Annotated in this window: 15 protein-coding genes; 6 read left to right on the plus strand and 9 right to left on the minus strand. The window is 62.5% G+C overall.

All coding sequences use genetic code 11. The features are described from left to right. The first annotated feature begins 109 nt into the window (after window positions 1–109). Entirely contained in the window at window positions 110–1,285 is a 1,176-nt protein-coding gene (locus RQP54_RS00685) for a glycerophosphodiester phosphodiesterase (protein ID WP_315676164.1), read from the plus strand. Window positions 1,286–1,433: 148 nt separating this feature from the next. Here RQP54_RS00685 and RQP54_RS00690 read toward each other — a convergent pair whose 3' ends face one another. Together RQP54_RS00690 and RQP54_RS00695 are read right to left on the minus strand one after the other, a co-directional pair. Beyond that, a complete protein-coding gene (locus RQP54_RS00690; protein ID WP_315676166.1) occupies window positions 1,434–1,751 on the minus strand; it encodes an antibiotic biosynthesis monooxygenase in 318 nt (105 codons plus the stop codon). A 14-nt stretch (window positions 1,752–1,765) separates the two neighbouring features. Then, window positions 1,766–4,147, minus strand: coding sequence for a UvrD-helicase domain-containing protein (locus RQP54_RS00695; protein WP_315676168.1), 2,382 nt, complete (start codon window positions 4,145–4,147; stop codon window positions 1,766–1,768). A 238-nt stretch (window positions 4,148–4,385) separates the two neighbouring features. On the opposite strand from RQP54_RS00695, the gene RQP54_RS00700 reads away from it, so the two are divergent. The 3 genes from RQP54_RS00700 (at window position 4,386) to RQP54_RS00710 (ending at window position 6,961) form a co-directional block, all read left to right on the plus strand. Further along, window positions 4,386–5,363 (plus strand): GMP reductase, encoded by a 978-nt coding sequence (locus RQP54_RS00700; protein WP_315676170.1) that lies wholly within the window; start codon window positions 4,386–4,388, stop codon window positions 5,361–5,363. A gap of 119 nt (window positions 5,364–5,482) precedes the next feature. Next, on the plus strand, window positions 5,483–6,352 hold the full coding sequence (locus tag RQP54_RS00705) for an NAD(P)-dependent oxidoreductase (RefSeq protein WP_315676173.1): 870 nt from the start codon (window positions 5,483–5,485) through the stop codon (window positions 6,350–6,352). Further along, window positions 6,353–6,961, plus strand: coding sequence for a flavin reductase family protein (locus tag RQP54_RS00710; protein ID WP_315676175.1), 609 nt, complete (start codon window positions 6,353–6,355; stop codon window positions 6,959–6,961). It begins immediately after the preceding gene. Here the strand turns inward: RQP54_RS00710 and RQP54_RS00715 are convergent. The 4 genes from RQP54_RS00715 to orn all read right to left on the minus strand — a co-directional run bounded on the left by RQP54_RS00715 (window position 6,955) and on the right by orn (window position 11,962). Next, on the minus strand, window positions 6,955–7,362 hold the full coding sequence (locus tag RQP54_RS00715) for a hypothetical protein (RefSeq protein WP_315676177.1): 408 nt from the start codon (window positions 7,360–7,362) through the stop codon (window positions 6,955–6,957). The two genes, RQP54_RS00710 and RQP54_RS00715, sit on opposite strands and share 7 nt — an antisense overlap. Before the next feature lie 23 nt (window positions 7,363–7,385). Next, complete coding sequence (locus RQP54_RS00720) at window positions 7,386–9,164, minus strand: flavin monoamine oxidase family protein (protein WP_315676179.1); 1,779 nt, start codon at window positions 9,162–9,164, stop codon at window positions 7,386–7,388. Between the two features lie 35 nt (window positions 9,165–9,199). Beyond that, entirely contained in the window at window positions 9,200–11,140 is a 1,941-nt protein-coding gene (locus tag RQP54_RS00725) for a DEAD/DEAH box helicase (protein ID WP_315676181.1), read from the minus strand. Between the two features lie 252 nt (window positions 11,141–11,392). After that, window positions 11,393–11,962 carry an oligoribonuclease gene (gene orn, locus RQP54_RS00730; RefSeq protein ID WP_315676183.1) on the minus strand — a complete coding sequence of 190 codons (570 nt, stop codon included), beginning with the start codon at window positions 11,960–11,962 and terminating at the stop codon, window positions 11,393–11,395. Between the two features lie 36 nt (window positions 11,963–11,998). Between orn and RQP54_RS00735 the strand changes: the two genes are divergently transcribed. Together RQP54_RS00735 and rsgA are read left to right on the plus strand one after the other, a co-directional pair. Then, window positions 11,999–13,276: a M48 family metallopeptidase gene (locus RQP54_RS00735; protein WP_315676185.1), complete on the plus strand. Its 1,278-nt coding sequence runs from the start codon at window positions 11,999–12,001 to the stop codon at window positions 13,274–13,276. Further along, the gene (gene rsgA / locus RQP54_RS00740; RefSeq protein WP_315676187.1) at window positions 13,269–14,201 is read left to right on the plus strand and encodes a ribosome small subunit-dependent GTPase A; all 933 of its coding nucleotides are present in this window, start codon (window positions 13,269–13,271) and stop codon (window positions 14,199–14,201) included. Before RQP54_RS00735 ends, rsgA begins: the two co-directional genes overlap by 8 nt. A 21-nt stretch (window positions 14,202–14,222) precedes the next feature. Here the strand turns inward: rsgA and ampE are convergent, their stop codons facing one another. The 3 genes from ampE to rplS all read right to left on the minus strand — a co-directional run bounded on the left by ampE (window position 14,223) and on the right by rplS (window position 16,328). Then, window positions 14,223–15,134: a regulatory signaling modulator protein AmpE gene (gene ampE, locus RQP54_RS00745; RefSeq protein WP_315676189.1), complete on the minus strand. Its 912-nt coding sequence runs from the start codon at window positions 15,132–15,134 to the stop codon at window positions 14,223–14,225. A 31-nt stretch (window positions 15,135–15,165) separates the two neighbouring features. Then, window positions 15,166–15,861: a CoA pyrophosphatase gene (locus RQP54_RS00750; protein ID WP_315676192.1), complete on the minus strand. Its 696-nt coding sequence runs from the start codon at window positions 15,859–15,861 to the stop codon at window positions 15,166–15,168. Between the two features lie 92 nt (window positions 15,862–15,953). Further along, entirely contained in the window at window positions 15,954–16,328 is a 375-nt protein-coding gene (rplS, locus tag RQP54_RS00755) for a 50S ribosomal protein L19 (RefSeq protein ID WP_315676194.1), read from the minus strand. Window positions 16,329–16,358: the final 30 nt, after the last annotated feature.

Genomic DNA, 16,358 nt, shown 5'->3' on the forward strand with positions numbered 1-16,358 from the left:
TGCACCTCATTTCTGAGGTGTAGTTCAACCGCCACACCTTTGTCACGCTTTCGTCACAAGCCCCCGCCATCATCGGCCGCTTGTTCCACCACCCCTCGCGGGAAGCTTCATGACCACGATGCGTTTTTCTTCCACAGCTATAGCACTGTCCATCGCGGCCCTGCTGTCGGCCTGCGCCACCACCGGCTCGCAGACTTCCGCCTACCCCACGCTGGGCGGTGCCAAGCCGCTGGTCATTGGCCACCGCGGCGCCAGCGGCTACATGCCCGAGCACACGCTGGCTGCGTACAAGAAAGCCATCGAGCTCGGCGCCGACTTCATCGAACCTGATCTGGTGTCCACCAAGGACGGCGAACTGGTCGCACGCCACGAACCCAACATCACGGCCACCACCGACGTCTCCAAGCGCCCCGAGTTCGCCAACCGCAAGACCACGCGCATGGTCGACGGCGTGAAGGAAACCGGCTGGTTTGTCACCGACTTCACCCTGGCTGAACTGCGCACCCTGCGTGCCGTGCAGCCCAACCCGGCGCGAGACAAGTCCTACGACGGCCAGTTCCAAGTACCCACCTTCCGCGAAATCCTGAACCTGGCCAAGGAAGAGTCCGCCAAGCGCGGCCGCACCATTGGCGTGTACCCCGAAACCAAGCACCCGTCGTACCACATCACCGAAGGGTTGATGCTGGAGCCCAAGCTGCTGAAGGTCCTGGCCGAGTACGGCTACACCAAGAAGGACTCGCCCATCATCATCCAGTCGTTCGAAGTGTCCAACCTGAAGGAGTTGCGCGGCCAGACCCAAGTGCGCCTGGTGCAGCTCATCGACGGCGACGATGTCGATTCCATGGGTGAGGTCACCCTGGTCGCGCCCTTCGACCGACCCTACGACTTTGCCCTGGCGCGCGACAAGCGCACCTTCAAGGACATGCTGACGCCTGCAGGCTTGGCCGAGATCCGCACCTACGCCGATGGCATCGGCCCGTGGAAGCCCTACCTCGCCAGCGGCGCGCACGTGCTGGGTGCCGACGGCAAGCCCAAGGACCTCAATGGCGACGGCAAGATCACCGATGCTGACCGCGTGGCCCTGCCCCCCACCAACGTTGTGAAGGACGCCCATGCTGCTGGCCTGTTCGTGCACGCCTACACCTTCCGCAACGAGCAGCCGCTGCTGCTGTCCGACTACAAGGGCGACCCCAAGGCCGAATACAAGCGCTTCTACGCGCTGGGCGTGGACGGCCTGTTCAGCGACTTCGCCGACACCGCCGTCGCTGCGCGCGACGGCATGTAAGCCATCGGCGCGGCAGCAGCGCGCGTTGTCTAGCCCCGGCAGTTGCGGTCTGCCGGGGCTTTATTCTTGCTATTGTTTCAGTAGCTGCCTACGCAATGAATACCAGGGGTTTCGCCACTATTTGACCATCAAGCCGAGCGATGGAGCACTACAGACTGTAGTCCCGTTCCACCTTGGCAATGCGGGTCGTGAAGGCGCTGTACCACTGGGCACGGCCTTGGCGCTGCGCTTCCAGATGCTCGGCGTTGGCCTTCCAGGCGCGGATGGATTTCAGGTCTTTCCAGTACGACACGGTAATGCCGACCTCGTTGCGGGCCGACTCCGCCCCCAGGAAACCGGGCTGCTGCTGTGCCAACGCCACCATGCGCTCAGCCATGGCGGCGTAGCCGTGGTCGCCCTCGGTGCGCGTGCTGGTGAAGATGACGGCGTAGTACGGCGGCGGTGGGGTCTTCGCTATCAGCGACATGGTTGAGGTCCTTCTCAAACGGGCGTGAGCTTGGCCACGCTCAGCGCCAGCCACTTGGCACCGTGGCGCGGAAAGTCGATGTGCGCACGGGCGTCCGCCCCCACGCCTTCGATGGCCAGTACCGTGCCCTCGCCGAACTTGTTGTGGAACACCTTCTGGCCCTTTTTGAGGCCACTGTCGCCCTCACTCTTGCGCGCCACTTCGGGCAACTTCTCGGTGCCAAATTGCACACCAGCCCGCGGAGAATATACGGAAGCAGCTCCTGAATTCGTAGCGTATCCACCGCCCCAGCTGCGCTGCGCCGTCATCGGGTTGAGCGCGGCAGCGCGTGGGCTGAGCCACTTGAGGCAACCTTCGGGTAGCTCGTCGAGGAAGCGGCTGCTGGGGTTGTAGCGGGTCTGGCCGTGCAGCATGCGCGTCTGGGCCAGCGTCAGGTACAGGCGCTTGCGCGCGCGGGTGATGGCCACGTACATGAGGCGGCGCTCTTCCTCTAGGCCGTCGCGGTCGTTCATGGAGTTTTCGTGCGGGAACAGGCCTTCTTCCAGGCCGGTGATGAACACGCAGTCAAACTCCAGCCCCTTGGCCGAGTGCACGGTCATGAGCTGGATGGCTTCCTGCCCGGCCTGGGCCATGTTGTCGCCGGCCTCCAGCGCCGCGTGGGTCAGGAAGGCGGCCAGGGGCGACAGGGTTTCGCCGGTGTCACCGAACTCGGCGGCGTCGGCACCCTCTGGCCCCGCACCCGCAGCCTGCGCCGCCGGGCTGCGCAAGGCGGCCTCCATGCCGGGTGCTTCGCGGCCAAATCCTTCCTGCATGACAAAGCTCTCGGCGGCGTTGACCAGTTCTTCCAGGTTTTCCAGCCGGTCTTCGCCTTCCTTGTCCAGACGGTAGTGTTCGATGAGGCCGCTGTGTTCCAGCACCAGTTTCACGATCTCGCTGAGGCGCAAGTTGCCGGTCTGCTCACGCATCACGTCCACCTTGGCCACGAAGGTCGCCATGGCGGTGCCGGCGCGGCCCGTGAGTGAACTCACGGCGTCGTGCAGCGAACAGCCCACATCGCGGGCGATGTCCTGCAACTGTTCGATGGAGCGCGCCCCGATGCCGCGCGCCGGGAAGTTCACCACGCGCAGGAAGCTGGTGTCGTCATTGGGGTTCTCCAGCAGGCGCAGGTAGGCTAGCGCGTGCTTGATTTCGGCACGCTCGAAGAAGCGCAGGCCGCCATACACGCGGTAAGGCAGACCGGCGTTGAACAGCGCGGTTTCCACCACGCGGCTTTGCGCGTTGGAACGGTACAGGATGGCGATCTCGTTCTTGGGCACCTCGTCACGCACCAGCTGCTTGATCTCGTCCACCACCCAGCGCGCCTCGTCGAAGTCGGTCGGGTTGGACACCACACGCACCGGCTCGCCCGCGCCCTGGTCGGTGCGCAGGTTCTTGCCCAGGCGGTTGGCGTTGTGGCCGATCAGCGCGTTGGCCGAGTCGAGGATGTTGCTGAAGGAGCGGTAGTTCTGCTCCAGCTTGATCTGGTGGCGCACGCCGAACTCGCGCACGAAGTCGGCCATGTTGCCCACGCGCGCGCCGCGAAAGGCGTAGATGCTCTGGTCGTCGTCGCCAACGGCCAGCACGGAACCGGCATCGACCACGCGGCCTTCAGGCTCGCTCTGCCCGGCCAACAGCTTGATCCAGGCGTACTGCAGCTTGTTGGTGTCCTGGAACTCGTCGATCAAGATGTGGCGAAACCGGCGCTGGTAGTGCGCGCGGATCGGGTCGTTGTCGCGCAGCAGCTCGAATGAACGTAGCATCAGTTCGCCAAAGTCCACCACCCCTTCGCGCTGGCACTGCTCTTCGTACAGCTGGTACAGCTCAACCTTCTTGCGGGTGTCGGGGTCGCGTGCGTCCAGTTTATGCGGGCGCAGACCGTCTTCCTTGCAGCCGGCAATGAACCAGGCCAGCTGCTTCGGAGGGAAGCGCTCGTCGTCCACCTTGTGCTGCTTGCACAGGCGCTTGATGGCACTGAGCTGGTCTTGCGTGTCCAGGATCTGGAAGCTCTGCGGCAGGTTGGCCAGCTTGTAGTGGGCGCGCAGGAAGCGGTTGCACAGGCCGTGGAAGGTTCCGATCCACATGCCGCGTGCATTGATGGGCAGCATGGCCTGCAGCCGCGTGAGCATTTCCTTGGCGGCCTTGTTGGTGAAGGTCACGGCCAGGATGCCCGCTGGGGACACATGCCCCTGGCTCAGCAGCCAGGCAATGCGCGTGGTCAGCACCCGGGTCTTGCCAGAGCCTGCCCCGGCGAGGATGAGTGCATGCTCGTCGGGCAGGGTGACCGCGGCGAGTTGCTCATCGTTCAGATTGGCCAACAGCGCGGCAGACGGAACTTCGGAGGAGACAGGGGCAAACATGATGGGGATTGTAGAAACCCCCACCGGCCACGGGCGAACAAACAACAGTCAGCACCCCACCGCAGAAGAAATAATTGCAGGGTTTCGACCGTTTTGTATACAATCAATCACCGGGCCCAAGCATTTGGCTGCCCGGTTTTTTGTTTCTGCGCTCCTCCAATACAGCGCCACCTGAAACAACGCCGGCACCAATCCAAGCGCCCACTTTCTTTTCACATCGAAACTGGAGCTTGGAATCATGGAAATCTTTGACTACGACAACATCCTGCTGCTGCCACGCAAGTGCCGGGTAGAGAGCCGCAGTGAGTGCGACGCTGGCATGGAGCTCGGCGGACGCAAGTTCCGCCTGCCGGTTGTCCCGGCGAACATGAAGACGGTGGTGGACGAGTCCATCTGCGTCTGGCTGGCGCAGAACAACTACTTCTACGTCATGCACCGCTTCGATCTGGACAATGTCCAGTTCGTGCGCGACATGCACAAACAAGGCCTGTTCGCCTCGATCTCGCTGGGCGTGAAGCAGCCGGACTACGCCACTGTGGACACGCTGGTGGCCGAGGGGCTGACCCCCGAGTACATCACCATCGACATTGCCCATGGCCATGCCGACAGCGTGAAGAACATGATCGTGTACCTGAAGGAAAAGCTGCCCAAGAGCTTTGTCATCGCTGGCAACGTGGCCACCCCCGAAGCCGTGATCGACCTCGAGAACTGGGGCGCCGACGCCACCAAGGTGGGTGTGGGCCCTGGCAAGGTGTGCATCACCAAGCTCAAGACCGGCTTTGGCACCGGTGGCTGGCAGTTGTCGGCCCTGAAGTGGTGCGCACGCGTGGCCACCAAGCCCATCATTGCCGACGGCGGCATCCGCAGCCATGGCGACATCGCCAAGAGCATCCGCTTCGGCGCCACCATGGTCATGATTGGCTCGCTGTTTGCCGGCCACGAGGAGAGCCCGGGCAAGACCGTGGAAGTGGACGGCCAGATCTTCAAGGAATACTACGGCTCGGCCTCGGACTTCAACAAAGGCGAGTACAAGCACGTCGAAGGCAAGCGCATCCTGGAGCCCGTAAAGGGCAAGCTGGCCGACACGCTGATCGAAATGGAACAGGACGTGCAGAGCTCCATTTCCTACGCGGGAGGCAAGAAACTGATGGATATCCGCAAGGTCAACTACGTCATCCTGGGTGGGGACAACGCTGGCGAACACCTGCTGATGTAAGCCCCCCGGATACCCGTCAGGGTTTCGACAGCCACAGCGCTGCATGCTGCCGAAAGGTGGGCCTGCAGCGCTGTATTCTTTTGGGCTGGCACAGGTGGCATTTGAGGGCAGGAGGTCGCATGAAAATCGCAGTGTTGGGTATCGGACTGATGGGCTATCCCATGGCCCGCAGGCTGTGCGAAGCGGGGCACGAAGTCCATGCGTGGAACCGCACTGCGGAACGTGCGCAGCGATTGGTGCCCTTGGGGGCGACAGCCCACCTGAACCCGGCCGATGCGGTGCGCCGCGCCGAGGTCGTCATCACCATGCTGGAAAACGGCCCGGTGGTCGAACATGTGCTTTTTGAATTGGGCGCTGCGCGCGCCATTCCCCAGGGAGCACTGGTGGTGGACATGTCGTCGATCAAGCCGGCGGAAGCGCGTGACCATGCGGCACGCCTGCATGCACTGGGTGTCGAATACCTGGACTCGCCGGTGTCCGGTGGCACCATCGGCGCCGAGCAGGGCTCGCTGGCCATCATGGCCGGTGGCAAGGCGGCGCAGTTCGAGCGCGCGAGTCCGGTACTGCGGATGTTTGGACGCCCCACGCATGTCGGGCCGGTCGGCTCGGGGCAGATGGCCAAGCTTGCCAACCAGATGATCGTAGGCATCACCATCGGCGCGGTGGCAGAGGCGCTGCTGTTCTGCGAACGTGGAGGCGCCAACATGGCCAAGGTGCGCGAAGCCATTACCGGCGGCTTTGCCGACAGCCGCATACTGCAGGTACATGGGCAACGCATGATTGAGCGTGACTTTGCGCCGCGCGGCAAGATGTCGGTGCAGACCAAGGACCTGCGCAATGCCCTGGCCACCGCCGAGGAAATTGGCTTCGATGCCCCCATCACCCAGTTGTTCGAGAAGCTCTACGCCCAAGGGCTGGAGCACGGACTGGCGGACCTGGACCAGTCGGGCCTGTTCGTGGAACTGGCGAGCCGCAATGGAATGAGCTGAATGGCGACGGAAACACTACGCAACGAACCGCCAGAATATTTCGCAGAGGTGGCGCTGAGCAAGGCCTACCGCCTGCTCAACCATGGGCCCACCGTGCTGGTGTCGGCCGCGCACGCCGGGGTTTCCAACGTCATGGCGGCAGCCTGGGCGATGCCACTGGACTTTTCGCCGCCCAAGGTGGCGGTTGTGATCGACAAGGCCACGGCAACCCGCGCGCTGGTGGAAGGCGCCGGAGGTTTTGTTCTGAACATTCCCTCAAAGGCCATTGCGGCGCAAGTGCTGGGCGTGGGCACGGACAGTGCGGTCAGCCACCCCGACAAGCTGGCCCGGCATGGCGTCACGCTATTTTCGCCACCCGGCGAAGCGCTGCCGCTGGTACACGGCTGCGTGGGCTGGCTGCACTGCAAACTGCTGCCCGAGCCCCACAACCAACAACGCTACGACCTGTTTCTGGGCGAAGTCATCGCCGCCTGGGCGGACCCACGGGTGTTCCGCGATGGTCACTGGGAGTTCGCATCCGCGCCCGACTCGCTGCGTACCTTGCACTACATTGCAGGCGGGCAGTTCTATGTGATCGGCGACAGCCTGAAGGTCGACTCCGGTCACTGAACCGGTAACGGCGAGGGGGTATTCCAGCTGATCCCACCAAAGGGATTGAGGCGCGTGCCCACGGGCTCGCCGGCCGGGACTGCGCAGGTTCCGACCACATTGCCTTCCGCATCCGATTGCAGCCGGCAGGCACCCGGCGGCAAATGAAGCTTGGCATGCGCCACACTTCCCTGCAAGTCTTTGTTGCTGGAAGTCTCGCCGGAGTTCGGGACAGCTGCTGCCCTTGTGCCAGCGTGCGCCAATGCGTACTCAGTGTGCACGCCAATCAAGTGCCGCTGCTGATGTACACCGTCCGGCGATGGCGGCAACGTCGCGTCCGGCCAGAAGTGGGCCGCCGCCGCAACTGCCACTAGCAGCAGTACGACCCTTCCTTTGCGGCCCCCGACCTGGATGTGTGACATGGCTGAATCGTTCGGGCAGCCGATCAGGCGTTCTTCAGGTCATTCTTGATTTCTTCCGCGCAACGCTGCCCCGTCTCCACAGCACCTTCCAGATAGCCTTGCGCGGGAATCGACGTGTGCTCGCCACAGAAATGGCAATTACCCTGGCGCACACCTTCGTATCCCAGGAAGCTGGCGATGTTGCCCGGCGCATAGTAGCCATAGGCGCCCTTGGTGTAAGGATTCTTGGGCCAGTTGTTCAGAATGAACTTGCCGTTCCATGCCTGTGTTACCCCAGGAAAGAGCCGCTCAAACTGGGCCAGAAACGCTGTTGCAACGCCTTGCAGGTCGGTTGAGTTTGAATACGCCAGCGCGGTGTTGCCACCGGTGTAGTTGTTGATCACCCCTGTTGTTGTCGGCTGTGCACGGGTCGACTCCCAGGTAGCCTGGTATCCCTGATCGGTGAAGGTGTCGCCACTACCTTTGACGTCATGCCAAACCCGACGGTTGAATTGCAGCTGGAACTTGCAGTTGTTGCCCATGGGCATGGTCTGGATGGCTCGGGTTTTGCGCGCATCAAACCCAGCGGCTGCGTAGTTCACGCTGCTGCGCAAAATGGAGAAAGGAATCGCCATCACCACGTGGTCAGCCACCGTGCTGATCCGTTGGTTCCCAACTGCAAACTCCAATGCATAGGTACCGTCTGCATTGCGTGCAACCTTGGTCAGCGCGTGTCCCATCTTGATCTGATTTGCCGGCACCTGTGCGGCCATGCGCGAAATCAGTTGATCGTTGCCCCCTGTGATGCGATAGCGCTCGTCTGACTGCCCAAACCAGTAGAACTTTGATTTTCCGCTGGTAGTGGTATTGGAGTAGCCCAACAAGGCCACCAGGCCATAGGCACCCTGCTGGTCGGTTTCCGCCCCATATTCAATGTTGTAGGCCACATCCAGCACCCGACCGAAATCAGAGGTCAGTCCTCCGGGCGCGTAACGCGCGATGTACTCGCGCACCGACATGTTGTCGAGCTCGCGCCCCCGATCACTGAGGTTGTCCCAGGTCTGGGGAAACTGGGCTTTGGCACGGTCCTGGTTGAGCTGGTTGGCCATGAGTTTGAAGTCCTCGAACGCCTGGGCAAAGGTGTACTTGCGTCCGTTGACAAAGTACATCTCTTCCAAACCCCGATCTGCTGCCCAACCCGCACAGTCGTCGAGCCCGAGTCCGAGTTCCTTGGCCAATGCAAGGATGTTGGTATGCACCGTATCGATCAGCTCCCCGCCGTTTTCCGTGATGTTTGGAGCGAAGGTTTCTCTGTTACTCCATACGCGGCCACCCAAACGATTCGGATTGGCCTCGTAGACGGTAAAGGGAATGCCAACCTTGTTGAGTTCGTATGCGCAGCGCATCCCGGCCAGCCCTGCCCCAATGATGGCAATGCGTGCTGGCGCATAGGTCAGCGCCAGCGCTTCCAAGGGCGCCGACGACAAGACCGTCGCAGCGCCTGCAGCTACACCGACCTTGAGTGCCTGGCGGCGGCTGCGTTGCAGGGCGATCGCCGAATCGTAGTCAGCCGCCTCACCGTCGGTTGCATGCACCAGACGTGACACAGCCAGAAGCTTTCGCAGAAGAGGGGAACGAGCCATGGTAGGGTCTCCAACAAGGTTAAGGTATGGCACCCCCAACAGCCAGTACCTGGGAGCACACCAGGAAATTGTCAAACGCGCCCACACCAACCAAGCCTGCGGAATACCCTCGGGTGCGTTCGCACACTCCAAAGCCTGCATTCTGAAAATCCAATAACTCACCCAAAAACAAAGAGCCACCCGAAGGTGGCTCCTTTGAAAGTCGCAAAAGTGGATCAGTCGAAGTTGCGGGCGGGGCGCTTCTTGCCGTCGCGCGGCGTGAAAGGCTTGCCACCGTTGCCTGCGGCCTTGCCGAAGCCTGCGGGACGGGCAAATGCGGGTTTGAAGTCGCCACGGGGTGCGTCGAATCCACCGCGGTTTCCACCGAAACCGCCTTCACGCTGACCACCAAAATCGCGGCCGCCCTCACGGGGTGCGTGGAAATCACGCCCACCACCGAATCCACCTTCACGCGGACCGTCAACGCGACGACCGCCGCCGAAACCACCTTCGCGGGGACCATTGGCAAATCCACCCTCGCGCGGGCCGTTGCCGAAACCACCGCGCCCATGCGGACGATCGCCGTTATCGCGGCGGGCCGAGAAACCCTGGCCGGCAAAGCGGTCATTGAAACCGCCCTTGCGCTCGTAGCTGAAACCACCCTCGCGCGGGCCATTGGTAAATCCGCCTTCACGCGGGCCATCGAAACGGCGACCACCGCCACGGGGGGCGCGGTCATCACGGCGACCACCGCGGCCACCGAGACCCGCACGGGTGTCGGGGAAGCGCTGCTGCGGCTCCATGCCAGGAATGGTCTCGGCCTTCAGGGGCTGGTGCGTGTACTGCTCGATGTCCATGATCTTGCGGCGATCACGGAACTCCGCAAAGGTCACGGCCAGACCGTCGCGTCCGGCACGGCCGGTACGGCCGATGCGGTGGGTGTAGTCTTCCGCCTTCATGGGCAGGCCGAAGTTGAACACGTGGGTGATGGTGGGCACGTCGATACCGCGGGCGGCCACGTCGGTTGCCACCAGGATCTTCACCTGACCATTGCGCAAGGCCATGAGGCGGCGATTGCGCATGCCCTGGCTCAGGGCACCGTGCAGGGCCACGGCGGAGAAGCCGTCTTGCTGCAGATCGGCAGCCAAGCCGTCACACTCGATCTGGGTGCTGGCGAACACGATGGCCTGGTCGATGCTGGAATCGCGCAGCCAGTGGTCCAGCAGCTTGCGCTTGTGCTGGGCGTTGTCGGCCCAGAACAGCGACTGCTTGATGTTGGCGTGCTTTTCCTGCGGGGTATCGATCTGCACCTTGCGCACACGGGTGCCACCGTCGTGCATCACGCGCATGGCCAGTTGCTGGATACGCGGCGCGAAGGTGGCCGAGAACATCATGGTCTGGCGGCGCTGGCTGGTGAGCTGGTTGATTTCGGCGAGGTCGTCCGAGAAGCCCAGGTCCAGCATGCGGTCGGCTTCATCGACCACCAGGAACTGCACCTGGTCCAGCTTGATCTGCATGGAGCGCTGCAGGTCGAGCAAGCGACCTGGAGTGGCCACTACCAGGTTGGCATTCTGCAGCTTGGCAATCTGCAGCTGGTAGGGCATGCCACCAACGATATTGGCAATGCGCAGGCCACGGCAGTGTTTCACCAGGTCGATGGCGTCGTGCGCCACCTGCTGGGCCAATTCACGGGTCGGGCACAGTACCAGCGCGCCGGGAACGGCGGCCTTGAAATTGCGGGGGTTGGTCGGGTCCTTGCGCTTGGGGCGCTTGGGCGCAGCGTCACCCTTGGCAGCAGCCTCGGCCACAGCGCGCTCATAGTCGGCACGCTCCTGCGCTTCGGCTTGGGCCTGCTGTTCGATCAGGGTGTGCAACACGGGCAGCAGGAACGCTGCCGTTTTGCCCGAACCAGTCTGGCTGGAGACCATCAGGTCGTTGTAGCCATGGTGTTCCTCGTCGTCGGTGGGCAACGCCAGGGGAATGGCCTTGGTCTGAACGGAGGTGGGCTGGACATAGCCCAGGTCTTTCACGGCCTGCACGAGTTGCGGGGCCAGGCCCAGTTCGACAAAGCCGTTGGGGGTGTCGTCCTGCACCAGGGTGTCCACCACGGCAGCGTTGTTGTCCAAAGAAATTTCGGCAGGCGCAAAGTCGCCAGCCACTTGCATAGTGTCAGTCATAGTTTTTCTCGAAAGCGAGCGCCGCACGTGGTGCGGTGGGCCCCGTTCATGGTTAAAAAACATCAACCATCAAACGGAACCTGCTCTGGCCGCCCAAGTCTGTCTGGGGGAATCAGTGCGGGGGGCTTTTTTTCGCCAACAAGGCGTGCCCGGTGCATGAAGGGAGATGTGCAAATTCGCTACCGAAAGCAGCGAAGCCCTAGATTATTGCACAACCTAGGGTTTTTACCTAATTTTTTCTATTCAGCCGTTTCAGGCCAGGTTCAGGAAGTGGGTGCGGTAGTGCGCCAGTTCGTCGATGGACTCGTGCACATCCGCCAGCGCCGTGTGCCGTTGCTGCTTCTTGAAGCCCGACTTCACCGCAGGCTTCCAGCGCGCTGCCAACTCCTTGAGCGTGCTGACATCGAGATTGCGATAGTGCAGAAATGCCTCCAGCTTGGGCATGTACTTCACCAGAAAGCGTCGATCCTGCGAAATGGTGTTGCCACACAGCGGCGATGCGTTGGCGGGCACGTACTGGGCCAGAAACGCCAGCAGGGCCTCCTCGGCCTGTGCCTCGGTCACGGTCGAGGCCTTCACCTTGTCGATGAGCCCACTCTTGCCATGGGTCCCCTTGTTCCAGGCATCCATGCCATCGAGCAATGCGTCACTCTGGTGGATGGCAAACACCGGCCCTTCCACCCGGGGCTCCAGGTGCGGCCCGGTCACGACCACCGCGATCTCGAGGATCCGGTCATGCTCGGGATTCAAGCCAGTCATCTCGCAGTCGAGCCATACCAGGTTCTGGTCGGATTTGGCCAAGGGGGGAGTTGTAGCGGTCATGGGGATATTGTGACCGATGCCCTACACTCGGCGCCGATGACCGACGCCGACCTCTCCCCTTCCAATCTGCTCTCCATTGCATTCGCCATGCTGCTCATGGCCAGTGTGCTCCTGAAGCTGTGGCTCGCCACGCGCCAAATGCGCCATGTGGCAGCCCATCGGGATACCGTGCCCGCGGCGTTCGCGCCGCAGATCCCCCTGGCTGACCATCAGAAGGCGGCGGACTACACCATTGCCCAAGGACAGTTCGGGCTGCTGGAACTGGCATGGGGCACGGCCCTGTTGCTGGCGTGGACCTTGCTGGGAGGCCTCTCCGCACTCAATGGATGGATCACCGGATGGATTGCGCCGGGGCTGTGGCAGCAGGTCGCACTGGTGGTCGCCTTCGGGGTCATTGGCGGCCTGCTGGACCTGCCTTGGGCAGCCTGGCGAACCTTTGTGCTGGAGCAGCGCTTCGGCTTCAACCGCACTACGCTTCAATTGTGGGTGCAGGATCTGGTGAAGTCGGCCGTCGTTGGCGCGATCATCGGAATTCCCATGGTGACCTTGGTGCTTTGGCTCATGGGGGCCACTGGCCCCCTGTGGTGGCTGTGGACCTGGGGCGTCTGGATGGGGTTCAACCTGCTGATGCTGGTGGTCTACCCCACCTGGATCGCCCCCTTGTTCAACAAGTTCCAACCCCTGGAAGACGCTGCGCTGAAAGAACGTGTCACGGCCCTCATGCAGCGCTGTGGCTTCACGAGCAAGGGCTTCTACGTGATGGACGGCAGCCGCCGCAGTGCCCATGCCAACGCCTACTTTACCGGTTTCGGCAGTGCCAAGCGTGTGGTGTTCTACGACACGCTGCTGGCCCAGCTGACACCCGCGGAAGTGGATGCGGTGCTGGCCCATGAACTGGGGCATTTCAAGCACAGGCACATCACCAAGCGCATCGTCTCCACCTTTGCCTTGAGCCTGTCTGCCTTGGCGCTACTGGGCTGGCTGAGCCAACAGGTCTGGTTCTACACCGGGCTGGGCGTCGTTCCCAACCTGTCGGGGGGCAATGATGCCCTGGCACTGCTGCTGTTCATGATGACGCTACCGGTAGCCACCAGTTTCGTGAGCCCGGTCTTCGCCCAGCTGTCGCGCAAGCACGAGTTCGAGGCGGATGCCTTCGCAGCGCAGAACGCCGGTGCTCAGGACCTGGCCAACGCCCTGCTCAAGCTCTACAAGGACAATGCCTCCACCCTGACCCCAGATCCGGTTTACGTGAAGTTCTACTACTCACACCCTCCCGCGTCGGAACGCATCGCCCGCATGGTGGCCCATGGCTGAAGCCGGCCTGCAGCGCGGACTCGTCGTAGCGGGGCACGGCCGCCACGTGTGGGTGGAGACGCCCGATGGCCAGCGCCGCATCTGCCACCCCCGCGGCAAGAAAAGCGCCACGGTCGTTGGGGACGAGGTGCTATGGAAACCCTCGCAGGACGAAGGCACGATCGAAAAGGTGGAACCTCGGCGCAATCTGCTCTACCGCCAGGACGAGATCCGCACCAAGATGTTCGCGGCCAACCTGGACCTCGTGGTCATCCTGATTGCCGCGGAGCCGGAGTTCTCGGAGCAGCAACTGGCCCGTGCCTTGATCGCCTGCGAAGCCGAGCGCATACCGGTCTTGATCGGCCTCAACAAGGAAGACCTGTCCGAGCCATTCGCCCGCGCGTGGGAAAAGCTCGCTCCCTACCGGGCCATGGGCTACACGGTCCTGCCACTGGCGCTAAACCCGGGCTCACCCGAAGTTGCTGCGCAAAAGGGATTGGCTGAACTGCTGGGCCACATGCAGGGCAAGAAGAGCCTGGTGCTGGGGCCCTCCGGCTCGGGAAAGAGTACCCTCATCAACTGCCTGATTCCGAACGCAGGTGTGTTGACCAACAGCATCTCGACTGCGCTCAATTCCGGCAAGCACACCACCACCAGCACGACCCTGTATTGGCTCGATGCCGAACGGACCACCGGCGTGATGGATTCACCAGGCTTTCAGGAGTTCGGGCTGGCCCATATCGCGCCCCAGGACCTCGCCTCCTGGATGCCAGACATCCGAGCCCACGCCCAGAACTGCAAGTTCTACAACTGCACCCACTTGCACGAACCCGGCTGCGGCGTGATTTCCGCCACCAAATCAGGCGCTAGTCCAGGTGAAATAAGCACTAGCCGCTATTCAATTTATAGCGTTCTGCACGAGGAACTATCGCAGAAGCGTTTTTGATCCCGACAGCTCCAGCTAGCGTCAGCCCAGAACGCGTGCCACCGAGATCAGGGCCAGGAACACCATCCACATCACGACAGTTCGCCATACCAGTCCCACCACCGCACGAAGATGCGAAACCTGCGGCTCGGCACCAGCCCCCGCCGGTTCCAGGCGAACGTTGACAGCACCTGCAGTAGCGGCCAGCACCACGCCATCGTTGTCGTGCGGCCGGCTCTGGGCATGCTGACGCCAAGCGTCCACCGCTTCCTCGAAACTTCCGACGAAGGCGAAGAACAAGGCAGTAAGACGTACCGGCACCCAATCGACGGCATACCACGCATGCCGACTGCGTTCGATGAAGGCTGCGCTCACCGGTTGGCTCGACGGTTTGAGCGGGCGCGAGGCAAACTCCTGGGTGTAGGCCGCCATGCGGTAGAAGACCGCGCCGGCGGGCCCGAACCCGAAGGCCGCGAGCACGGTATACCAAGCCAACACCCCGAACACATGGCGGTGTGCCGACAGCACGGAGTGTGCAATGACCTCGCGCACGATTTCGGTCTTGGGCAGCTCGCTGGCATCTCGGCGCATCCAGCGCGCCAGCGCTGCCCGTGCCTGCTCGACATCCCCGGCATCCAGCGCGTCACGCACCTCCGTGAAATGGAAGCTGAACTGACGGAACCCCAGAGTGGCATAGAGCACCACGACGCTCCACACCACGGCCACCGCCCAACCGAAGGTCCAGAGCAATGCCCAGTGCACAGCCAACGCCACCAGCGCAGGGAACAGTGCGGACAGGCCCCAGGCCAATGCGGTATGCCGGTTAGCGCCGGTATCGAAATTGCGCCCCACCCAGCGCAGCCAATCACGGGCCGCACCGTGTACCGGATTGCCAGGAGAAAGCGGTCGGGCCTGCTCCAGAAGCAGCGCCAGCAAAATGGAGACGAAACTCATGGGGCGATGATAGCGACTCCGCTACGGCGGTCTAAACACCCGCGCGCAGGTATGCGTAAAGATTGCGCAGCATGGCAGCCGTGGCGCCCCAGATGAAGCGCTCCTGAGCACCCTGCTGGTAGGGCATGGACATCCAGTGCCGTGTGCGTCCGGCCCATTCGACGGCATGGTGGCGGTGGTTGGCAGGATTCATCAGGAACGACAGCGGGACTTCAAACACGTCGGCCACCTCCTCCGGGTTCGGCACCAGGGCCGCCTCGGCCGACACAAACGCCAGCACCGGCGTGACGACGAAACCACTACCTGTCGCATATTCGGGCAAGGTGCCAATGACTTCTACATGGGCACTGTCCAAGCCGACTTCCTCCTGCGCCTCTCGCAAGGCCGTGTGGGCGACATCCCTGTCCTGCGGGTCCACCTTGCCACCGGGAAACGCTATTTGCCCCGAGTGGCTGTTGAGATGGGCAGTGCGCTGCGTCAGCAGCACAGTCAGCGAATCGCGCAACACCAGGGGCACCAGTACGGACGCCTGGGTCGGTGGCCGGTCGGAAAAGCGCTCCTCCTTGCGAAACTCGGGCGTCCATGCCAGTTCACGGGAACAACGCTGCCGTATTGCCTCGGCACGCAAATCCTGCTCGCCCAATGGCGGGAGGTGGGTGTCCACACCGGTAATGGGGACCAGGCGAGGATCAAAGGCGGGCAAGGCAGGCAAGACGGTCTTATCCATTCATAACAGGGGGATAGCACATTATCGGGGCGCCGGCGGCGGGCAAAAAAAAACCGCCACGATCGGTGGCGGTTTTCAGTCCAGGAAGACGCTTATTCAGCGGCCTTCTTGGCGGGCAGCTTTTCCTTGATGCGGGCAGACTTGCCGCTGCGGTCACGCAGGTAGTACAGCTTGGCGCGGCGAACGTCACCACGGCGCTTGACTTCGATACCGGCGATCAGGGGGCTGTACAGCTGGAACGTACGTTCCACGCCTTCGCCGCTGGAGATCTTGCGCACGATGAAGCCGCTGTTCAGACCACGGTTGCGCTTGGCAATGACCACGCCTTCGTAGGCCTGGACGCGCTTGCGGTTACCTTCCACCACGTTCACGCTCACGATGACGGTGTCACCGGGGGCGAACTCAGGGATGTTCTTGCCCAGGCGGGCGATTTCTTCTGCCTCGAGGGCTTGGATGATTTTGCTCATGGTTTCCTCAGTGATCATGTACACGACGAC

The organism is Curvibacter sp. APW13 (genome assembly GCF_032337135.1).
In the GTDB taxonomy this organism is placed as follows: Bacteria; Pseudomonadota; Gammaproteobacteria; order Burkholderiales; family Burkholderiaceae_C; genus Allorhodoferax.

What these genes read in the sequence shown, in the direction of transcription:
- RQP54_RS00685 (WP_315676164.1), top strand. Translation starts at nt 110, where the DNA reads ATGACCACGATGCGTTTTTCTTCCACAGCTATAGCACTGTCCATCGCG.
- RQP54_RS00690 (WP_315676166.1), bottom strand. Translation starts at nt 1,751, where the DNA reads ATGTCGCTGATAGCGAAGACCCCACCGCCGCCGTACTACGCCGTCATC.
- RQP54_RS00695 (WP_315676168.1), bottom strand. Translation starts at nt 4,147, where the DNA reads ATGTTTGCCCCTGTCTCCTCCGAAGTTCCGTCTGCCGCGCTGTTGGCC.
- RQP54_RS00700 (WP_315676170.1), top strand. Translation starts at nt 4,386, where the DNA reads ATGGAAATCTTTGACTACGACAACATCCTGCTGCTGCCACGCAAGTGC.
- RQP54_RS00705 (WP_315676173.1), top strand. Translation starts at nt 5,483, where the DNA reads ATGAAAATCGCAGTGTTGGGTATCGGACTGATGGGCTATCCCATGGCC.
- RQP54_RS00710 (WP_315676175.1), top strand. Translation starts at nt 6,353, where the DNA reads ATGGCGACGGAAACACTACGCAACGAACCGCCAGAATATTTCGCAGAG.
- RQP54_RS00715 (WP_315676177.1), bottom strand. Translation starts at nt 7,362, where the DNA reads ATGTCACACATCCAGGTCGGGGGCCGCAAAGGAAGGGTCGTACTGCTG.
- RQP54_RS00725 (WP_315676181.1), bottom strand. Translation starts at nt 11,140, where the DNA reads ATGACTGACACTATGCAAGTGGCTGGCGACTTTGCGCCTGCCGAAATT.
- orn (WP_315676183.1), bottom strand. Translation starts at nt 11,962, where the DNA reads ATGACCGCTACAACTCCCCCCTTGGCCAAATCCGACCAGAACCTGGTA.
- RQP54_RS00735 (WP_315676185.1), top strand. Translation starts at nt 11,999, where the DNA reads ATGACCGACGCCGACCTCTCCCCTTCCAATCTGCTCTCCATTGCATTC.
- rsgA (WP_315676187.1), top strand. Translation starts at nt 13,269, where the DNA reads ATGGCTGAAGCCGGCCTGCAGCGCGGACTCGTCGTAGCGGGGCACGGC.
- ampE (WP_315676189.1), bottom strand. Translation starts at nt 15,134, where the DNA reads ATGAGTTTCGTCTCCATTTTGCTGGCGCTGCTTCTGGAGCAGGCCCGA.
- RQP54_RS00750 (WP_315676192.1), bottom strand. Translation starts at nt 15,861, where the DNA reads ATGGATAAGACCGTCTTGCCTGCCTTGCCCGCCTTTGATCCTCGCCTG.
- rplS (WP_315676194.1), bottom strand. Translation starts at nt 16,328, where the DNA reads ATGAGCAAAATCATCCAAGCCCTCGAGGCAGAAGAAATCGCCCGCCTG.